Raw genomic sequence first — 20,061 nt, 5'->3', positions numbered from 1 at the left:
CGGAGCCGCACCTTATAGTGTCCCAGCCAGGACACCCTGGCTGGCCCCGCCCTTCATAGCGGGGCTAGTGACTAACGACCTTCCTCTGCCAGCCTATAATCCTTCCTATTCTCTACAGAAGAGCCTCTTCTTCCACTTTGCTCTCAACCATTATTTTTTACTAATCGGCAGATCCACTACAGGGTTTGGCGCAATTTAATATCGGGTGAGAAAAATGAAAAAAAACCGAGGTGCTATTGCTAGAAATGGCGCTCTGATCTTATTTTTTTTGTTATTCATTCCCAGTTTACTGTTGGCGTACGAGCCAAAGCCTGCCAGCGTGATTACAAAAAAAGCAAATCAGGCAGTGCTGAAAGAGCTGCCCTTTGCCAATCGAGAGGATTTTGCCGATGTAAAAAGGGGATTTATTGCCCCGCTTTTGAATGACGGTATTATCAACAATGAAAAAGGCAATCAAGTATGGAATCTGCAGGCCTTCCAATTCGCGAATGACCAGCAAGCCCCAGCCACCGCTAATCCAAGCCTCTGGCGCCAGCTCCAGTTAATTTCCCAGGGCGGTCTCTATGAAGTGATTCCGCGTATTTATCAGGTACGCAGTGCAGATCTTTCCAATATCACTTTTATTGAAGGGGATACTGGGGTCATTGTTATGGATCCCTTAATCTCTACGGAAACCGCAAAAGCCGGCTTGGATTTATATCGTGAGCACCGGGGAAATAAACCGATAGTGGCAGTGATTTATACTCACAGCCATGTCGATCATTACGGCGGTGTACGTGGGGTAGTTAATGAGGAGGAAGTAAACTCTGGCAAGGTGAAAGTGATCGCGCCCAAAGATTTTTTAATTGAGGCGGTCAGTGAAAATGTGTTTGCCGGTAATCATATGGCACGCCGTGCCAGTTTTATGTATGGCAACCTTATACCCAAAGGCCCGATGGGTACTTTGGGGTCGGGGTTGGGGCTGGAAACCTCCACAGGTACCGTCACTCTGATTGAGCCTACCGATACGATCAGTAAAACTGGTGAAACCAGAAAAATTGATGGCCTCACTTTTGAGTTTTTGATGGCACCGGGCTCCGAAGCCCCAGCGGAGATGCATTTTTATATTCCCGAATTGAAGGCGCTTACTGCTGCTGAGAATGCCACTCACACTCTGCATAACCTTTACACCCTGCGCGGTGCCAAGGTGCGCAATGCCCGAGCCTGGTCTCGCTATCTCAATGAAACACTTCAGCGTTGGGGAGGACAGGCTGAGGTGCTCTTTGCTCCGCATCACTGGCCCACCTGGGGGCAGGAGAAGGTTGTCAATCATTTGAAAAAGCAGCGCGACCTGTATAAGTACCTCAATGACCAGACCCTGCGATTGGCTAATCATGGCTATAACATGGTCCAGACTGCTGAGTTAATGCAACTGCCCCCAGAGCTTTCCCAATACTGGGCCAATCGTGGATATTACGGCAGTGTCAATCACGATACCCGCGCGGTATGGAACTATTACCTTGGGTTTTTCGATGGAAATCCAGCGCGTCTCTACCCGATGCCACCCACTGCTGCGGGTAAAAAATACGTCCAATATATGGGTGGGGCCGCTAATGTCATAAAACAAGCCAAAAAGGACTATGAGGCTGGAGAATACCGCTGGGTGGCGGAGGTGTTGGATAAGCTCGTTTCTGCTGAGCCTAATAACCGCGCCGCACGTGATCTGCTGGCGAATGCGCTGGAGCAGATGGGTTACCAACAAGAAAATGGAACCTGGAGAAACTTTTTTTTAAGTGGCGCCAGGGAGTTGCGCGATGGTATAGAGCGATTGCCAGTACCATTAACAGCAAGCGCCGATACAATCCGCAGTATGCCTACCGTACTTATTTTTGATTACCTGGGGATTCGATTAAATGGTCCCAAGGCCACCGGGAAGCAGATTGCTATTAATATTAGTTTGCCGGACATACAGGAAGCTTACTCTCTTGTGCTTGAGAATGCTGTGCTCAACTACGGCCCCCCAATAGAAAAGCCCCAAAGCTTCGTTACTCTTAATCGCAATGATCTCAACGATATTATCCTGGGCGCATCCTCTATAGAGGAAAAAATGAATGAAGGTGCGGTGAAAATTGATGGGGATGTGGGGCAATTAAAGGTATTGCTTTCCCTTATGGATAAGTTTGATTTTTGGTGGAATCTGGTTACTCCAGAACCTATGAATATAAATGCTCCAGCGGAACAGCCGTAATGCCATTTCTTATACTTCTTGTTGGAGATGGTTTAGTGTTATGTAGATCTTTGTGTTTTCAATCTTCCGGGCTTCATTCGGAGTGTTTATGGATGAAGCACCTGGGTAGAAATGCTTGAAGGTAATGGTGCTCTGGAAGAGATTGCGAACTTTAGAGTTTCTTGGAGATAAAATATAAAGATTTAATTCATGGTGATTTTTACTCTGACTGTTTATGTGTGGGCTTGTAAGGCCACATTATCTAATTTCTATAGCGAAGGTGTATTAAAAAAGATGTGTGGCCCATGATGAAAAGTTGATTTTTAATATTTGTAAGTGAGGTTCAATGAGTAGCGATTTCCTCTGTTTGATTGCTTGTTAATCGTGTTGTTTCTGGCTCTATAGCATTTTTTCCCTTCTGAAAGGTAAGGATTCCATCCGCAATAGATCCCTGTAGTAAAATTTTGCAATCCTGTTCGTAATTGTTCAGTAGGCGCCACGGATATTTATTGCCCTGGCGGGGAAGGGCATGATTTCCTCTTCTGACATAACCGGAACTCAGGCTGCTCATCACAGAGTTGATTTCAGCACAGGCCTCGTTATCTTCCGCCAAACAAATCTCATACTGATGTTCATCCATATAATTGATTAAACGGCAGATGTAGCGGGCAGAGATATCTGCTTTTAGGGTCCAGGGGGCATTAGTATATCCAAACACCCAAGACATATTGGGGACACCTTCCAAGAGCACAGCTTTGTAAGTGAGCTTCTCACTGATGGGTACTTTCTTGCCATCAATACTCAGCTGCATGCCTCCGAGCACTTGGATATTTAATCCGGTAGCTGTGATAATGATATCCGCATCGATCTGTTGCCCTGATTCCAACTCGATACCCTGTTTGTCAATGGCTTTTATCTCCCCAGTTTCTACTGAGGCTTTGCCTGATTTTATTGCTGCAAAGAAATCATCATCGGGCACTGCGCAAATACGTTGATCCCAGGGACTGTAGCTCGGTGTGAAGTGACGCATATCAAAGTCGTTGGGTAGGTTTTTGCGAACACCCCGCAGGAACAGTTTGCGCATAAAATGTGGCCAGCGTTTAGAAGCCTTAAAGAGCCAGCGTTGTATTTTTATATTTCGCCAGCGCGCAAAATTAAACACCCAGGATTTTGGTAGAAACTTTAGTAACAGTGCCGAGAGTTTATCAAACGCGGGTACGGAAATAACATAACTAGGGGATCGCTGTAACATGGTGACATGCTTGGCTTGATCAGCCAGGGCGGGTACCAGGGTAATAGCGGTGGCACCACTGCCAATCACAACAATTTTTTTGTTTTGGTAATCCAGTTCTTCCGGCCAGTGCTGGGGGTGGATGTAGTCACCCTGAAACTGTCCGGCACCAGGAATTTTTGGGAGATATCCCTGGGAATGATCGTAATACCCGGTACATGAGATTAAAAACTTGCAGCTGTAGTAACAGGGTTTGCCGCCCTGAGTATTGCTTCCCTGCAGAATCCATAGTTCTTTTTGGCTATCCCAGTTGGCGCTGAGGAGGTCGACATTAAAGTGAATATCTCTACTAACTGTATACTCGTCTGCAGTATCAATGAGGTATTGGCGGATAGAGGGTCCATCAGCCAGTACTTTCAGTCCCGGCCATGGGCGGAAGTCAAAGCCAAAGGTGAACATATCTGAATCCGAACGAATACCTGGGTAGCGGAATAAATCCCAGGTGCCTCCGATTTGAGAGCGACGCTCTAGGATGGCAATTTTCTTGGAGGGGCATTCGCGGCGCAGGTGGCAGGCGGCTCCGATACCGGAAAGCCCGGCTCCAATAATTAGCACATCAAAGTGAAGTGGTTGCAAAATCATCATCCTTCTTGTGTCTTTAGACGCAATAGACTGCGTAGATGTGGAGCCTTTTTATTGCTACATTGCGACAAAAAATTATCTTGAGGCGTCAGCTGGCGCCTGGAGGAGCAATGGGTAGTTTGATACGAGCCAGTGTGCTTACGGGGTATAGCGAACTGGCATCGGAGCTTGGAGGAGATGCCCGCACATTTCTTACGGAATTTAGTCTTCCTGAGGATATTGTCATATCGGATAGCCGCTTGCTGTCACACTTGGATGTAGCGCGCTTGCTGGAGCTAACCGCCGAGCGGTTACAGTGCGCTGACTTTGCCCTTCGTCTGGCAGTAAGACAGGGTGTCGATCGATTGGGGGGGATTGCGGTGATAGCCTGCAACTCCACTTCGGCCAGAGAGGCGATTCTGGCGGTGGCTAGGTTTATGTCATTACACAGCCCCGCTATTCACTTGCGGATTGAATCGGTCCCTGGTGGTACTTTAGAGCGCCTGGTATTCGATCAACTTGATCCGGCTTTATCGTGCTTTCACCAGATCCATGAGCAAACCTTGGGGAATGCGCTGGTGATGTTGCAAATGCTGATGGGCGCGAATGTGGCACCGCAGCGAGTTCTGTTGCCACATGCCGCTCTGACCGATCCCGCCGATTACTTTGAATACTTTTCCTGCCCGGTGGAATTCCTTTCCGGTTACTGCGCCATGGAGTACCCGGCACAGCAGCTGGATACTCCGCTCGCTTGTGCCGATCCGGTTACCAAACGGTTGGCCATCAATTATTTAGAGCAGCAGTCTGTTTCTGCCGATGCCTCTTTGAGTACACAGGTTAGGGACTTGATGCGGCAATTGCTGCCTATCGGCCAGTATCAGGTGGGGGTGGTCGCGGCCCACTTAAGCCTGCACCCACGTACTCTGCAGAGACGTCTGGCAGGTGAGGGTTTGCGCTTTGATGCCTTGTTGGACCTGGTGCGCAGGGAGATGGCTGCGGAGTACTTGGCAAATACCGGGCTGGCTCTGGGACAGATTACCGGGCTGCTGGGATATGCGGAGCAGAGCACTTTTCAGCGCGCTTGTCGGCGGTGGTTTTCGGATACGCCGCGTAACTACCGTCGCCGGCTGGCCCCTGCCGATCAATAGTCTGTGGGCTCAACCTCTCCTGGGCGCCAGGTCTTCTCCAGCCAGGGCCCCAGGGGGCCATAGAGTCGCAATATCACAAAAAACCCCTTGCCCGGCACTGTCTCCAGCCAGTTGTGTTCGAAGCCCTTGGGGGCTTGGGGACCAAAGTAGATATCGTAAGAGCCGTCGGAATTTTGTTTGATCCCTTTGCTCTGGCTGCTTACCGAGGGGAATTTCTGGCTTGTCTTGAGCTGTGAGCGGGTCTGGCTGTCGTAGATATTAACGGCCCAGAAAGCGTTGACAGGCACCTCCGGCGGTAAGTGCAGTTTGTACTTCTTGGCGCCATCGAAGGGCTCCTTATTTTCATCGACAAAGGCGATGGCGTAATCAGAGCCCTTGCCGGGCTCAAGAGCAATCATTGCCGGACTTACCCCAGTGTAGGGGTAGAAATAGCTGACCCGTGCATCGCTATTGATGGTTTTGCCATCGGGGCCATTAAAGAAAATATTCTTGCCGGGAAATGCCATTACCCAGGCGCTGTCGGTGCCGGGGTAGATCTTGATATCGGCAAGGGATTTGTCGGTGCGGGGATACCAGACGATAGAGCGGGCGATGCCATTGCCGATGGCAACGGCATCGGTAAGGATCTTGGTCATGCGTTCATCGGGGCTAAACGCTTTGCCTTTTTCGATACCAATAGAGGCAAACAGGCCGCGAGTTTCCGGGTTCAGCATGCCAATCCATTCGTACTGAATGACTTCATTGAGGTGTTTATAAAATTTGTAGTTGTTGGGATGAATGGTATTGAAGGCCTTGCCCGAAGCGCTAATGAACACCATCGGCGGGGGGGTTCCCTTTCTAGAGAGGGGGTAAATCCTGAGGTGGTCTTTGACACTTTGGGCGGCGGCTTCCAATGGCTGTTCCCCAGGTGAGCGCATAAATACCCATACTCGAAAAGAGCGAGGGTAGACGGGAAAATACCCAAAGGGCAGATTGCCTTTGTAGTCTGGCGGAAGAACCAGATATTTACCGCCGCGCCCTTTATCTGGCCCGGAGCGACCAATGTCCTCCACATAGCGGAACCAGGCATCATTAAATGCTCCCGAAACCCCTGGTGGTGAATGCAGCACAGTGGGGCCATCGCGCTTGAGATCCAGAAAGGCGAGGGTGTAAATCGTCGATGTGTTTCCGGTTAGAAATAGAGATTCAGAATTCATCAGCCGATCAAAGATTAAAACCTCATTGGCGGCTTTAGCTCCCAGCTCACGAGCGCCTTTCATTAATCCGTGCACCGAGGCCCCTTGAATGCCTTTTAAGAAGCTATCTACTGCACGCATATGATCCAGGTAGTCGTAGAGTTTCTCTGCCGTATCGGGATAAGGGGCGCCATCGCGAAACTTGAGCAGCCCAATGCTGCTTTCTACTTTATCTGGTGTACTGATGGATTCTACAGACTCCCTACTCACATCAGCGCTTAGGTTAGGATGCAATAGCGCAGTGAGGATTAATGGAGTGAGAAAAATCATCCGCGAGGTTATGTTGGATTTTTGCGGCTGGTGGGTGAGCGGCAATGGCCAACTGTTCAATCTCAATTCCTCTTTGATTTTCTATGACAGCTCATAAGACTGATGCAGTAAAAACTCGGGCTGCAAATCACATAAATCATCTTTATCGTTTACAACTTCTGTAGCGAGATGCATTGACCGGAATGCGGTTCAAAAAACTATCGACGCAAGCACATCCTGGGAAACATTTAGTGACTGATGGTTCAGGTTTTTGCGTCGGCTAGAAGCCAATAAATCGGCTTCTGCTTTGCCTATATTGTTTCCAGTGAAACTATTTGTGCCGCATGAAATTAAAAGCCAAGTGAATCCCGCAAGACTCTTCATGATCAAAACCAAGCGTTGGTCTGATTATATTAGCCGCTACTTCTAAAAGCCTTTTTTGGCTTAATTTTCCACCAATTCTTGTTGAGGGTTTGGCCATTAGCCTGATGGAAGTGTCGCCAATAACTCCTCAAAGAACGCACTGGAATGGTTGTGTTGGTTTTGAGCTCGTGGTACCTGATGTATTTAATGCCGAGAAGCACAGTAAATAATTTTTTTGTTAGATGTTTAATGTAACAAAAGGTCAACAACTTAAAGATATAATGTCAATTTTAAAGGTTTAGGTTGTTCATGTGGCTATTGGGAGTGGCGAGATACTTTAGAGATAAACCCCATTAATAATGGAAATAATTTGCACATTAATAACTGATTTGCGGAATTCAAGGTGTCACTAAAAAATAGTTTTCCTTTGCTGCTCACCAATAAAATTATTTTTCTGCTGAATGTCCTGTTCAATAATAATCAAAAGTCAACATAAAAAAAATTTAGGAAATTATGACTTTCCTGAACTGCATGAGCCGGAATGAAAACTTCATCACAGGATTTCAAGATAATGCTTGTCATTATGGAGAGCTCACTTTATAAAATGATCGTGCCATCTAGGTAGCTCCAGTTTCTTTTTTGGGGGGAAGTCGGGAGCTATAGAATAATTTTTAAAAAAAATATTTGGACTAATGATGTTCTCGCTTGCCGACCTGTTCGATAGGGTTATTAGTGGCTTCTGGAGTGGAAGCCTTGAAAATCTGACTGGGGAAAACTTATCAAATCAATGCTGTGAGATGGCTCTGTCTCTTTTGCAGTTGGCCGATACTCCGTTGGTCCATGGAGACAGGCTGGTAATCAGAGCGCAAAACGATATTCCTACAGTGGCAACAATGTTGGCGGCCTGGCACCTCGGTTTGGTGGTGGTTCCCGTCAAGGGTGATGCCTCACAATCCGCAGTGAGTGCAATAGCAAGCGACTGCAATGCCAAGGCCATTGTGGAAGATGAAAAAGTTATTTCGCTGGCTACTTATCGACCGCAGCAGCGATTATTTGAACTCAGCACACCTGTCAGGGTGACAGGTGTTGACCTGGCCCTCATTATCTATACCTCGGGAAGTACCGGTAAGCCAAAGGGCATAATGCTCACCCACCAGAATGTGCTTACTTCTCTGGATTCACTCTCGCAGTATCTTCGCTTGGCTGAGACGGATCGCATACTCTGCCTTTCACCATTGTCATTTGATTACGGTTTATACCAGGTGTTGTTTGCCCTCAAAACGGGGTGCTCAACAATTCTTTACGATAAAACCTTCAACCCTCTTCATGCTTTGAAAGTAATATCTGATCAGAAAATTTCAGTGTTACCCATTGTTCCGGCGATGGGGGCTGCCTTGGCGAAACTTTTGACACTGGTAAAACCTGATCTTTCTGTACTTCGCGCTTTAACCAATACTGGTGGGCACCTACCTGAGTATGTCATTCGCACTTGGAAAGAATATTGTCCGGCGCTCGATGTTTTCTCAATGTATGGTCTCACTGAGTGTAAAAGGGCCCTTTATCTGGAACCGGAGCTTTGGGAGCAGAAGATGGGGTCTGTGGGTAAGCCTATTCCCGGCCTAGATGCTCGAATTTTTCTAATGGATGCCGGTACCAACGCCTATAAAGAGGCCGAGGTCAATGAAATTGGTGAGCTTTTCGTGCGTGGCTCCGGAGTTATGCAGGCATATTACGATCCCTGTGCTCAAGGGGGGGCACAAATCTTTAATGGTCTGTACCGGGATGATAACTGGCTTGCTACTGGCGATTTATTTAGTCGGGACCAGGAGGGTTTCTATTACTTCAGGGGGCGCTCCAAGGATCTGATCAAGCAAGCAGGTTTTTGCCTTTTCCCCAAAGATTTGGAAGCCGTAATTGATACATGCCCGTTGGTACACCTCAGTGTAGTGCTCGGTTCTTTAGATAAGTTTCAAAATGAGGTTGCGGTTTGTGTAGTTGAACTGCAGGAAAACACGCCCGAAAATCAACAGCAGCTCAAAGTGTGGTTGAAAGAGAATCTGGATGCTGATTACACTCCGAGGGAAGTGCGATTTGTTGAATCAATCGACCTAACAGCAAACGGCAAAATTGATAAGAAAAAACTTGAACAAGAGCTTCAAGCATAAGTTTTCTCAGTTGGAAATACTGAGACTATTTGGTCGGCGGGCAGCGTACTAGCTTATTAATAAATAATATTTCAGACCGGTAAGTCGTAAATACGGCTGAAATATTTGTGCCCTATATAAGAATGAATTTAAATTTATCCTGGTGATATCATGAAAGCTTCATTGGAAAAGCTCGTTGCCCAGCTGAGCCAGCAAAGGCAACACTTTTCAACACCGTGCTATGTCTACTCCCTAAAAGATATTGCCGATAACTACCAAAAACTGAAAGGCCGCCTGGGAACATCTCTCATATATTCCCTAAAGGCGAATAGCTGCCTTGATCTTGTCGTACGTAGTGGTCATGTTTTTGAAGATGGAGTTGAAATTGCCTCTGTGGGGGAGTTGAATCTTCTCCCTCGAGGTGAAAGCCCTCGCTATATCAATAACCCTTCCGCAGATAAAAGTTTCCTCAGAGCGGCAATTGCAAGTAAGTGCACACTGGTGATCGATAATCTATCCCAGTTAGAAATCGTTAAGGAGTTTCAGGGGAAGCGTCCGATTAATCCGCTGATACTTCGTTTGAACCCCAGTACCTTGGATCAATTTGAGAAGGCTCCGGTAACCACGAGAAGAGACCACTTTGGCTTTGGTTGGAGTGATGTTGAAACAGCCTTGGCATTCTGTAAAAAACATGAGTTGAAAGTTGCTGGATTCCATGTGTTCCGAGGATCCTATAATTTCGCAAAGCTCGCTTTTAATACTGCACAAGCAGCTTTGCAAATAGTTGAGAAATTTGAGAGGCAGCTCGGCTATGCCATTGATTTAGTTAACCTTGGCGGTGGCTTTGATCTGGATTGGGAAAGTATTGATTTTAATTTTGAACAATATAGGGAATTACTTGGTGAATTTCCCTCTCACATAAAAATCGCCCACGAAAGTGGGCGTGCTCTGGTTGCCAGTGCGGGATATTTTGTAACTCAGATTCGCTACGTGAAATCGATAGAAGGGCAGCAGTACGGAATCTGTGATGGCGGCATGGCGCAGAACTTTCTTTTAGCGAAAACGGAAAGTACTTTTAAACGCTTCAGTCAGCCACTGATATTGCGTGGCGATGAAATATTGGAATTTGAGAGCAGTACAGAGAGCTGTTTGCTGGTAGGTACTTCCTGTAACAAGGAAGATGTGATCGGTGAAATAAAAGGCGGGCCTGTACAGCCTGGCGACTTGGCTGTTTTCAGCAATTGTGGAGCCTATAACGCGAGCTATACCGTTGCTCCATTCCTGAGTTTACCTTCTGCTAAATCCTACCTCATGGAGTAACTTATGGAACTGCAATCTATTGCCGGCAGCTTTGTAATCAATCAGCTTTCTTCCGTTTCTCCAGTGCCAGCTTCACTGCAAGGGCTTCTTGAGGAGGCCTGTGTGCGTCTGTTCGACGCTTCAATGATCATTGAAGACCCTCTGACAGAGCCTGCCCCTCTTCGAGAGCCATCGGTCAAGCAGCCACTAGAACAATTTGAACAAACTTTTGTTATTGATCAAATTATTGACAAGGTGCGTGATGAGGGGTTGGCCCACCATTTCCATGAAATGATAGGACTGTTTGGTTCCATCATGATGAGTCTGACGGCGACTGAAGATCAGCTGGCTCAAGTGAATAACTGGGTGGAGCAGGGGATTTTTGGTCACTTCTTGATGACAGACCCCGGTGGCCCAAGCCTGCAGAGCTGGAAGACTGAGATACAGGATGATGATGGTGTTTTGCAGCTTAATATCAATAAAATTCATGGTATAGAGGCACAAAAGCTAGGGTTTGCCATGGTTGTTGCCAAACAGGCAGCAAGGCCATTCCCAGTTACATTGATGCTGCCTCCTGAACTCTGTGCCGAATTGAAGCAGTCATCTGTTGGTGAGCCCTTCCTGGATGGCAAGCTGCAACTGGGGAACTGCCGTGGTCGTGTCCCAGTTACTAAAGAGATGCTGCTTAGCAAAGGTGGTCTAGGGAGTGTTAATCGCTTCCTGACACTTGTGCGTCCCCGTTTTGTGAAGTCTCTGATGCACTTTGTGCTTTGGTTACGAGATCAAGGGGAGGTTGAGTTGTCTGTTGCGGATCAGGAGATTGTCGAGTATCTGATTTATCTCTGTAATGAGCAAACCTCGGCCACCATCTTCTCAATGCATAGTGTGAATAGAGTGCTGGCAACAAAATTTGCCAGTAACGAATTACTTTTGCACTTGGTATCTTCGGGTAAGGTACAAAGCAAAACTCGCCAGCGGGATTTGCTGGCGTTTACCAAGATGGAAGGAAGTTCCTACCGCTGCTTTTTCGAGATTTATAGTAAGGCGAAAGGGCATCGGCTATGAGCTTATACCTGAAGTCAGCGGCATTTACCCCCATAGAAAATATTACTTTTGCAGAGAGTGGAGGCTTGCAAGAAGCCTTCGCACAAATCGGTGAAATTATATCTGAACAGAGTGCTCGTGTAACAGAGGTTATTCCAGAGGAGGTAAGGGCTGAGATTAACCGACACTTTCTTTGTTCAACCATGATTGAGCTACCTTTTACGACTGGGGCCGTTAATACGGACGATTTAAACTCTCTGAAAAATCGACCAAGTATTCCTGTGACCAGTTTTGTGAACACTTATGAGTGTGCATCCTGGGGTTATAGCCTGCGCTATTACTTGCGACAAAATCCAGCTGTACGTTATGTACTAGTCAGTATTCTGGATGCCAATGTGCTGGATTTAAGCTTTTGGCAGAGTAATGAAAATTGGGGCAAGAGCGGCTTTGGTTTATGCACATTGCTCTTGGAAGTCGACTCATTCAGAGTGGAAGATATTACAGCCGGTTGTGCGGTTACCTATAACACAACACCAGAGTTTGCAACAATTATCAGAAAGATGGCCAGTGCTGGGAAGGATCTAACTTTATCTTTGCCATTTTTCCCAGAAAACATACGACAAATATTTACCCGTTTACTCAGTAGTTTCCAGCAGCTTCCCGATCTTCATGAAAGGTGGGGGCACTGTTTTGGTAGTGATCCCTGGTTAAACATTATTAGCCACGGAGTTGAGGGTAGATTCCAAGAGGAAGAGAAGCTATTGGTATGTTCTATTGCTCTCAATGGCTATTACTGTACGGCTGAAGTTAGGGTTGACCAGGGTAGCACTTTTTACTTGGCGGAGGCGGTATGAGTAAAGTGATAGAGCTTTCCAGTAGGTTACTGCGCAATCCCTATCCGCAAACCCCTAAACTCTGCGCAGCCCAGACATTGCCCTTGAAAGGTGAATCTGATTTTCTAGCAATTTCTCAGTTACCGGTGGGTACAACTCCAGTACTTTTAAGCTTTGCTGAGCACTATCAACTCTTGGTTGAGCTATTGGAGTGCTTGGATCAATCTGGGGTTTTGATCGAAACAATCTTGATGAGAATGCAGATGCCTGCTGGTGGAAGAATGCCAAAAGTATTTCTACATGAGCGGGTCTTAATGTTGCAGGATATTCAGGCTGAGGAATATATCTTACAAAGGGAGGGCAAACCGTATCTGGTTATTGAGGATAACTTGGTACGACACCCTCTGGAAGCAGGCAATAATAGTATTCACATCAGGATATCTGCTACAGAGAACTGTGAAAAATTAGTTTCTTTATACTCTGAAAAATTATTGGAATTAGGTTTTGGTGCCATTGAAAAAATGGCCAGGGAAGGAACCGCATAAAATGTATATAAGAAGCCTCTGGGTTGATCATAAAGGGGAAACAGAGCAACTGTTGAACTCCCTAAACCATTACCTTTCGGGATTGGATTATATCCCAGAGCTTGTATATATCGTTTCAGCCGGCGAGGCTAATGTGTTACTGGAGCGGCCGGTTGTTGAGTTTCTAGTTCAGCTGGAAGAGGCTGGGCATAACATTCAATTTGTAGGTAGTGCATGTACCAGTTTTCATGCTGCGCTTTTAAGTTATTCCAAACGTCATGAAGAAGACGCCCTAGTTATAAATTTAGAGCTGGGTAAAGAGCGGCAGCAGGAATGCCTGGATGCCCTGGGTATAGGAATAAAGCCTGGGCAGGACGGTTTGGATGTGATTACAGGAGTGGCAGTTTCCTGGTTATGTAGGCATTACCACGAACGGAGTTTATGCCAAATTTCCAGTTGTGATATTTTATCGCAAGCGCCATCACTCAATGGGGCGCCTGAGCTGGTGCAAAACCTCAAGAAATTAATGGCGACTGATCTGGACAATTCCTGCCGTGTAGTGTCCTTTGATATTCAATCTCGCTGGGCGAAAGGATTGCTGAAAGGCTTTTCTCATGAGGATAAAACTCATTGGCTGCCTAGTGTTGAGCTTGATGGGCTTCACTATCTTAGTATTAAGCCTCTTGCGGAGATTGATAAATATTGTTTGAGAGACGAAATTGAAGGTCTCTGGATAATCACTCTTGGTGGCGGTGGTAGGGCTGGTTGCCTCCGGGTACACAGAACCCCACAAGCAAATGGACAGCTGCTTTCCCGTCTGGTGAACACAGAGACCGTTTCTCTTGAAGAGGCTTATCAGGGTTTTAATGCAGCACAAAGTCTCGAAGATGCATACGGCCAGGATCACCTTCCTCATGTTCGCGGCGCCATGATTTATCCCCAGAAAAAATACCGGGGAAGACATAATCAAATATTTCACTGGGTGCTGGGTTCCGGCAGCTGGCGGTCACTCTTGGAAAATCAAGGAGCCAAACATGGGTAGAAATATCTATAAGTCTGATTTGCGGGAATTTAAATTTCTTATTGAAGACCAGTTTCATCAGGCCAAAACACTATTTGAGCACCCACGCTATAGTGATTGCTCTGCTGAAATCGTAGATGATGTTCTGCAGCGTGCGAAAAAATTTGCTACTGAGGTATTGGGACCAGGTTATCAAGAGGCTGATGAACAAAGTTGCCACTTGGTTGATGGCAAGGTACAGCTGCCTTCCTCTTTTCCGGAGATGTGGAGTCGTTTTAAAGAGGAATGGGGAGACTTATCTTCTAGCAGTGGCGGTCAGGTAACCGATCTTCCGCCCTTTATAATGCAAATGCTGTTAGAAATGTTTATGGGGGCCAACCCCAGCTTTATGACCTATGGTGGTTTTTGTTTGCCATCTTCTACCCTGGTAGAAAAATATGGTTCAGAAATTCAAAAAGCACTATTTAAGGACAAATTGGCTACTTCTGAGTGGACTTCTTGCCTTTGTTTGACTGAGCCACAGGCTGGCAGTGATGTTTCCCTGGTCGATACCAAGGCCGCGCGGCAAGCAGACGGTACCTATTTACTCACCGGCGAAAAGTACCTAATCAGTGCTGGTATGCACGACCTAACAGATAATACCTTGTACTTTGTGATGGGTAGAGGGGAGAAGAGTGGCTCGGGAACCTATGGCTTGTCTTGCTTTATCGTACCCAAATACTGGGTTGAAGAAGATGGCAGCCTAGGAGAGTTTAATCATGTTGAATGTATCTCCCTTGCTGACAAAATGGGTTTTAAAGGTTGTGCCAATACTCACCTTACCTTCGGCAAGAATGGCCAATGCCGTGCATATTTACTAGGTGATCGGGAAAATGTTGGATTATTGCAGTTCTTGACCCTGATGAATCAGGCAAGAATTAGCACAGGGGTTTATGCCCTGGGAATGGCTTCCTCGGCTTACTACAACGCTCTAGCCTATGCCAGTAAACGCATTCAGGGTAAACGTTTTCATGAAAGCTTCAGCGCTACGGCAAGCAGGGTCAATATTGTTGAGCATGTAGATGTGCAGCGCATGTTACTGGAAATGAAATCCAAGGTTGAGGGCTGCAGGGCCTTGATTGCCAAGCTGACCCTATCTGAAAGCTTACTCAAGACATTCGAGGGGGATGAGGCTAAGAAAACTGAGGCTACCTATCATCAGGGGCTGGTAAACCTGCTGACTCCTGTGGTGAAAGCCTATATCAGTGATCAGGCATGGCGCATTTGTGAACTGGCCATTCAGACCTGTGGTGGCCAGGGTTACCTGAAAGAATTGGGTATTGAGCAGTATGCTCGGGATATCAAGGTACTCGCCATTTGGGAAGGAACTAATTATATCCAGAGCCAGGATCTTATCCGAGATAAGTTAGGGCTGGGCAACTCCAGCAAGCTGTTTCAAATTTATAAGAGTGAGTTTGAATCATTTATTAGTAGAGAGGGTGATTTCCCCAATTTCAAAATCGAATTTAGCCGCCTTCAAGAATCCTTTAAGCACTTGGAGACTGTCCTGAAAACCGTACATGTGTGGGTCAGGACCAAAGAGATGTTCAAAATTCCGGCTTACAGTACTCGTATTCTGCACATGATGGGGGACATTACTCTTGCCTGGTTGTTGTTAGAAGCTGCCTGTAGTGCATCCAGTCGCCTGAGTAAAGGAGAGGGGGATAAAGCTTTCTACGAGTCCAAGGTCACTAGCGCTAAATTCTTTATCAGGAATGAATTACCCAGAACCAAGATGGTGATGGACATTATTCAGGATCATGATTCATTTTGTCAGGTTGACTCTCCCGTATGGGACTCTCTTCTCACTGGGGTGGAATCGCTGTGATGAATGCTTTCGATCAAATACAAAAAGAATATGACGTTGTCATCATTGGCGGTGGCTGGGCCGGGTTGACTCTGGCTCGGCAAATTAGACGCGGTGACCAGGATGTTTCCATTTTGGTTGTAGAAGCCAGTGATAGTTTCCGTGCAAAAGTGGGGGAAGCTACTGTTGAGATGACCGGCCATTACTTTATGAAGCAGTTGGGCTTGGTTAATTATCTCTATAGGAACCACCTTCCGAAAAACGGTTTGCGCTTTTTCTTTGATAAACCTGATCACAGCTTGTCTCTAACCGAAATGAGTGAGCACGGAACTACTAGTATTCCGCCTCATCCAGCTTTCCAGCTGGATAGAGCTCGCTTGGAGGCGGACCTGGTTGAAATGAACCGGGAAGATGGTATTCAAGTTCTGATGGGTGTGAAAGCCAAGGGCCTCAGTATTGAGTCTGACGATAACCGTCATTCCGTTCAGCTGTCTGTGGCTGATTGCAAGACTGAGATTGCAGCCCGCTGGTTGGTGGATTGTAGTGGGCGCAATCGCTTTGCAAAGAAACATAAAAAGTTAACACGCCAGGAGAATGTACCCGAGCACTTCTCTTCCTGGGGACGCTTCAAGAATATCCGGGATATTGACTCCATGGGAGATGAATCTTGGAGAAAACGGGCTTTTGGCCGCTTCTTATCTACCAATCATTTTTCCGGAGATGGCTATTGGGTGTGGTTTATTCCACTGAGTGGTGGCTATACCAGTGTCGGAATTGTCGGTGAAAAGGATAAGTTTGAAAAACCACCCACCAAGCGTGAAAGCTTCCTGGATTTCCTGATGAATTATCAGGCAATTTCAGAATTGTTAGATGGCGCTGAGCTGGTGGATTTTGAAGCTTGGGGGCAGCTTGCCTATCGTGCGGATGAATTTATTTTCCCCGATCGTTGGGCCACCTCTGGTTTTGCCTCCATGTTTCTTGATCCCCTGTTCAGTGGTGGTGGCGATATGATCGCTTTATTTAATGATCATATCTGTAAATATATCCTGATGGATCTCGCTGAACCTGATAGAGACAAAGCCCAGAATATACTGAATCAGGAGCTAGCCATTGCGAACCAGACCGTAAAAGAGTTTTATCAAGGCCTCTATGCTCATGTGGCCAATGTATACCCGGTTATTGATTCTGCTGAGCTCTGCTCACCTCTGTTGGCATACAACACTGCTGCTTATTTTCTTGAAATCGCCTGGGACTATATGTCAGGCAGCTACCTGGATCAGGAGTACTGGCAGCGTAAAAGTTACCTGCGCCGAGGTTATATGGCATTGGAGCTTATATTACAGAGGCAGTTGATAGATACCGCGAAAGTTCTTAAATCGGAAGATCGTTATTACCGTAGGAATGATGAAGGATTTTTTGAGTCTGGAGCGGATCATTACAAGTATTTTGTCTACCTGATGGGCACTGCTGGTCGGGATGGTTGGCGCATTGATTTAAGGGTAAAGCTGTGGGTTGAGATATTTCTCAAGGTGATTGAGGCCAAATTGGATTTCCCTGGGCTAGCTAACAAAATGGTAGTTCAGCAAAGTATATTGTTGCCGGATTTATTGGGGAGGCCCAATTTAAGCACTGCCGATAAGGGGTGGTTGCTGGAGAAAATTTCTGAAAAATTCTCAGAAATACTCTCAGATGAGGCGGAGCGCCCTGTTCAAGTTAGAGTGACGGAAGACTCTTTCCATACGGAAGCGCTGGAAATTAAGGATTCTTCGGGAGAGCTAACTATAGATGAGCTTGACAAGCTCGCTAAAAAAGCCAAATCGCTCTGGTCTCAAAATCAGGAATACATTGCGATGCCAGGTATGGTACCGGTTTTCTTGGCGTTTGCACGTAGCCAACCCGACAGTATTATGGATTCTGTAATTGATCAGAGAAAAGCTATGGGAATGGATCAACAAGCCTCAGAAAGTCCTGTAGTGGAGGCGGTGTGATTCAAGAGTTTTTCAAAGCGCGTGATAGTAAGAATCTGGCATTTCGCTGGCTGCCAGCAGAAGATACAGAGACCGCGCTCATATGTATGCACGGCAGCACTTTTAGCAGTCAGTGGTATTTAATGTTTGGGCGAATGCTACACAAACAGGGAATGTCCATTTGCTTACCGGATTGGCGAGGGCATGGGAAAAGTGAGGGGCGTCCTGGAGATCTGGATTATCCGAACCAATTGCAGGATGATCTGCAGGATCTGATAGCGCACCTCAAGGAGAGAGGAGTTCGCCGTTTTGTACTCGGTGGGCATAGCGCCGGCTCCCTTGCCTCTCTGAGATACCTCGGAATATATGGTACCAAGGACATCGTGGGTTTTTTTGCTATAGCACCACCGCTAACCCAGGCAGAAGAAACTCGAAAGTATGATATTGCCACTTCAGGACTTGAGTACTTTATCCGCTATTTTCGTAAACGGCGACACAGCAGACCAATGGCGGGCCCAGAGCAGCAAAATTTGCCCAAAATAAATCTTTGGAAATATTGGCTGGCGATGCTTATTCCTGCATTCAGGCGGATGCCTGTTTTAAGCTTCCCTCCAGTAGGTTCAGCTGCTGGTAATCAGGGTAGGGTACTTGATTGTAGCTTCAACTTACTTAGTGCTTACACTATTAAGAGATATACCGATCTATTCGCCAGTATTGATATCCCGTGTCATATCACCGTGGGCCAGTACGATGAAGTAGTCGATGCACATACCTTATATACGGTAATGAATTGGTATATCTCACCTAAAGTAGAATCCTATTTAACTGAGATTCCGAATGCTACCCATATGTCAGCTATCTCAGCTTCGGCTAAACCGATCTCCAGCTGGCTCGATAAGGTGGTAGAGAGGCGATTGGAGGCTGCTTTGTGAAACAAATGGTTTATGATATTTCTGGGGTAAAGCCTGTAACACTAGCAGTGGGTGCGGAGTTCTCTGTGTTGGACTTATACCCCGATAAATATAAAAAATTATTGAGTACATCAGGGGTTAAGCATAAGGGTGTTATCCAGAGAAGTGATCGCAATTGCTTTCACATTAAAGTTGCAGATTTGTTCAATTTGCCCCTGTATTACTTTACCCTGAATGAGCAACTGTTCATCAGTGCGAAATTGTCTTCATTTTTGGCCGTAGGTGCAGATAAAGTCGATCTGAACTATTTGGTTGAGCTTGAATATTTCGGTTTTCCTACTGAAAGAAAAAGCCTGCTGGAAAATGTCAGAATGATTTTTCCGGGTGATGAGGTGACAATCACAGCTGAGTCATTAATCTGGCTGGATGATACTCTTGCTACAGAACCTAATTTGAAAGCTGCTTTGGTAAAGCCTCAAAGTAGAGGGGAGGCCTTATACAATCTTCTCCCCAAGGTGGCTTCACAATTATTTACACCTTTCGATCATGTGTTCTTTGCTCAAGTGTTTGAGCAAGTAGAAGCTTGTGAAGAGCTTTTGTGCGAAATTAGTAAAAATAGCCTGCCGCGAAAATTTGGGTTTAATCGTCAAAGGTCAGATATCTTTAAAGCGGCGCACAAGTCCAGAAAGGTTGAAGGTATTGATCTGAAAAACTATGTTAGAGAGATTAATGATCAGCTTGAATCGAGCTGGGAAGCTTCTGGTAAGGAACAGGATAGGGATGTCTACCTGGCAGAGTATTTGTATCATCCTTTTATTCTTTTTCACCTGAATATTCTGGCTGCAGAGTTAGGTAAGGAGGTCAGGCTTGTCGACGAGAGTAATTTGAAAGAAAAGGGTGGCCTGAATCAAATTTTCTCTTTGGATGACAACCCTATAGTTAATGTTTATGAGTCTTTTCAGAGGGTGTTTTTTTACGGAAACCGATGGCTTTCACGTATCTGGTTTTTTATACCCCCTATGATTAGCGCCAAGATTATTAAGCGGCAACAGAAATACTCTGAAGGTGAGCAGCATGTATGTATATATGCTTTGACCCTAGATTATTTGTTGCGATTCTATCCCTTGAAAGTTGGTAATGTAACTGGAGATTAGGTATGTCTACAGCAGTCGTAGAGAGCAAAGTACAGGAACTCTGTGAGCAGATCGCTCTTATGCTGAATGTTGATTCTGTTGATGCGGATACCCCTATTGCTGAGTTGGGTGTGGATTCACTCAATATTGTTGAAGTGATATTGATTTGTGAACAGCTTTATCCTGGTGTGATGAGCCCAGAAAATCTGGTTTTTGATGAGCACACTACCCTAAAGGAAATGGATACACAGTTGCTCGAAAATTCAGCTGAGATTTAAATCTTTTT

Annotated in this window: 15 protein-coding genes; 13 read left to right on the top strand and 2 right to left on the bottom strand. The window is 46.1% G+C overall.

Annotated features, from left to right (window positions below; all coding sequences use genetic code 11):
• Positions 1–214: 214 nt before the first annotated feature.
• On the top strand, positions 215–2,227 hold the full coding sequence (locus tag ACJJI0_RS07015; RefSeq protein ID WP_444885286.1) for an alkyl/aryl-sulfatase: 2,013 nt from the start codon (positions 215–217) through the stop codon (positions 2,225–2,227).
• Between the two features lie 322 nt (positions 2,228–2,549).
• Here the strand turns inward: ACJJI0_RS07015 and ACJJI0_RS07010 are convergent, their stop codons facing one another.
• Entirely contained in the window at positions 2,550–4,079 is a 1,530-nt protein-coding gene (locus ACJJI0_RS07010) for a flavin-containing monooxygenase (protein WP_444885285.1), read from the bottom strand.
• A 110-nt stretch (positions 4,080–4,189) separates the two neighbouring features.
• Between ACJJI0_RS07010 and ACJJI0_RS07005 the strand changes: the two genes are divergently transcribed.
• Entirely contained in the window at positions 4,190–5,206 is a 1,017-nt protein-coding gene (locus tag ACJJI0_RS07005) for an AraC family transcriptional regulator (protein WP_444885284.1), read from the top strand.
• Here ACJJI0_RS07005 and ACJJI0_RS07000 read toward each other — a convergent pair.
• Entirely contained in the window at positions 5,200–6,771 is a 1,572-nt protein-coding gene (locus tag ACJJI0_RS07000; RefSeq protein ID WP_444885283.1) for a DUF1254 domain-containing protein, read from the bottom strand. The two genes, ACJJI0_RS07005 and ACJJI0_RS07000, sit on opposite strands and share 7 nt — an antisense overlap.
• Positions 6,772–7,748: 977 nt before the next feature.
• Between ACJJI0_RS07000 and ACJJI0_RS06995 the strand changes: the two genes are divergently transcribed.
• The 11 genes from ACJJI0_RS06995 (at position 7,749) to ACJJI0_RS06945 (ending at position 20,053) form a co-directional block, all read left to right on the top strand.
• Positions 7,749–9,218 carry a class I adenylate-forming enzyme family protein gene (locus ACJJI0_RS06995; protein ID WP_444885282.1) on the top strand — a complete coding sequence of 490 codons (1,470 nt, stop codon included), beginning with the start codon at positions 7,749–7,751 and terminating at the stop codon, positions 9,216–9,218.
• Positions 9,219–9,368: 150 nt separating this feature from the next.
• Positions 9,369–10,517, top strand: a complete 1,149-nt coding sequence (locus ACJJI0_RS06990) for a type III PLP-dependent enzyme domain-containing protein (RefSeq protein ID WP_444885281.1) — start codon at positions 9,369–9,371, stop codon at positions 10,515–10,517.
• Positions 10,518–10,520: 3 nt separating this feature from the next.
• Positions 10,521–11,561, top strand: a complete 1,041-nt coding sequence (locus ACJJI0_RS06985) for a hypothetical protein (RefSeq protein WP_252085535.1) — start codon at positions 10,521–10,523, stop codon at positions 11,559–11,561.
• Positions 11,558–12,394 carry a hypothetical protein gene (locus tag ACJJI0_RS06980; RefSeq protein WP_444885280.1) on the top strand — a complete coding sequence of 279 codons (837 nt, stop codon included), beginning with the start codon at positions 11,558–11,560 and terminating at the stop codon, positions 12,392–12,394. The genes ACJJI0_RS06985 and ACJJI0_RS06980 overlap by 4 nt, the downstream gene beginning before the upstream one ends.
• On the top strand, positions 12,391–12,918 hold the full coding sequence (locus ACJJI0_RS06975) for a hypothetical protein (RefSeq protein ID WP_252085537.1): 528 nt from the start codon (positions 12,391–12,393) through the stop codon (positions 12,916–12,918). The genes ACJJI0_RS06980 and ACJJI0_RS06975 overlap by 4 nt, the downstream gene beginning before the upstream one ends.
• Position 12,919: 1 nt before the next feature.
• Positions 12,920–13,939, top strand: a complete 1,020-nt coding sequence (locus ACJJI0_RS06970) for a hypothetical protein (RefSeq protein ID WP_252085538.1) — start codon at positions 12,920–12,922, stop codon at positions 13,937–13,939.
• The gene (locus ACJJI0_RS06965; protein WP_444885279.1) at positions 13,932–15,785 is read left to right on the top strand and encodes an acyl-CoA dehydrogenase family protein; all 1,854 of its coding nucleotides are present in this window, start codon (positions 13,932–13,934) and stop codon (positions 15,783–15,785) included. Before ACJJI0_RS06970 ends, ACJJI0_RS06965 begins: the two co-directional genes overlap by 8 nt.
• Entirely contained in the window at positions 15,785–17,752 is a 1,968-nt protein-coding gene (locus ACJJI0_RS06960) for an NAD(P)/FAD-dependent oxidoreductase (protein ID WP_444885278.1), read from the top strand. The genes ACJJI0_RS06965 and ACJJI0_RS06960 overlap by 1 nt, the downstream gene beginning before the upstream one ends.
• Positions 17,749–18,663 (top strand): alpha/beta hydrolase, encoded by a 915-nt coding sequence (locus ACJJI0_RS06955; protein ID WP_252085541.1) that lies wholly within the window; start codon positions 17,749–17,751, stop codon positions 18,661–18,663. Before ACJJI0_RS06960 ends, ACJJI0_RS06955 begins: the two co-directional genes overlap by 4 nt.
• Positions 18,660–19,796, top strand: a complete 1,137-nt coding sequence (locus ACJJI0_RS06950) for a hypothetical protein (protein WP_444885277.1) — start codon at positions 18,660–18,662, stop codon at positions 19,794–19,796. Before ACJJI0_RS06955 ends, ACJJI0_RS06950 begins: the two co-directional genes overlap by 4 nt.
• 2 nt (positions 19,797–19,798) lie before the next feature.
• Positions 19,799–20,053, top strand: coding sequence for an acyl carrier protein (locus ACJJI0_RS06945; RefSeq protein ID WP_252085543.1), 255 nt, complete (start codon positions 19,799–19,801; stop codon positions 20,051–20,053).
• Positions 20,054–20,061 lie beyond the last annotated feature (8 nt).

Source organism: Microbulbifer mixtoriginis (SeqCode) (genome assembly GCF_052466695.1).
This window is presented reverse-complemented; position numbering and strand designations above follow the sequence as displayed.

Excerpts from the sequence above, each read along its gene's own strand:
- ACJJI0_RS06945 (WP_252085543.1), top strand. The coding sequence starts at position 19,799 with ATGTCTACAGCAGTCGTAGAGAGCAAAGTACAGGAACTCTGTGAGCAG.
- ACJJI0_RS06990 (WP_444885281.1), top strand. The coding sequence starts at position 9,369 with ATGAAAGCTTCATTGGAAAAGCTCGTTGCCCAGCTGAGCCAGCAAAGG.
- ACJJI0_RS06995 (WP_444885282.1), top strand. The coding sequence starts at position 7,749 with ATGTTCTCGCTTGCCGACCTGTTCGATAGGGTTATTAGTGGCTTCTGG.
- ACJJI0_RS06965 (WP_444885279.1), top strand. The coding sequence starts at position 13,932 with ATGGGTAGAAATATCTATAAGTCTGATTTGCGGGAATTTAAATTTCTT.
- ACJJI0_RS06970 (WP_252085538.1), top strand. The coding sequence starts at position 12,920 with ATGTATATAAGAAGCCTCTGGGTTGATCATAAAGGGGAAACAGAGCAA.
- ACJJI0_RS07010 (WP_444885285.1), bottom strand. The coding sequence starts at position 4,079 with ATGATTTTGCAACCACTTCACTTTGATGTGCTAATTATTGGAGCCGGG.
- ACJJI0_RS06985 (WP_252085535.1), top strand. The coding sequence starts at position 10,521 with ATGGAACTGCAATCTATTGCCGGCAGCTTTGTAATCAATCAGCTTTCT.
- ACJJI0_RS06980 (WP_444885280.1), top strand. The coding sequence starts at position 11,558 with ATGAGCTTATACCTGAAGTCAGCGGCATTTACCCCCATAGAAAATATT.
- ACJJI0_RS07015 (WP_444885286.1), top strand. The coding sequence starts at position 215 with ATGAAAAAAAACCGAGGTGCTATTGCTAGAAATGGCGCTCTGATCTTA.
- ACJJI0_RS07005 (WP_444885284.1), top strand. The coding sequence starts at position 4,190 with ATGGGTAGTTTGATACGAGCCAGTGTGCTTACGGGGTATAGCGAACTG.
- ACJJI0_RS06975 (WP_252085537.1), top strand. The coding sequence starts at position 12,391 with ATGAGTAAAGTGATAGAGCTTTCCAGTAGGTTACTGCGCAATCCCTAT.
- ACJJI0_RS06960 (WP_444885278.1), top strand. The coding sequence starts at position 15,785 with ATGAATGCTTTCGATCAAATACAAAAAGAATATGACGTTGTCATCATT.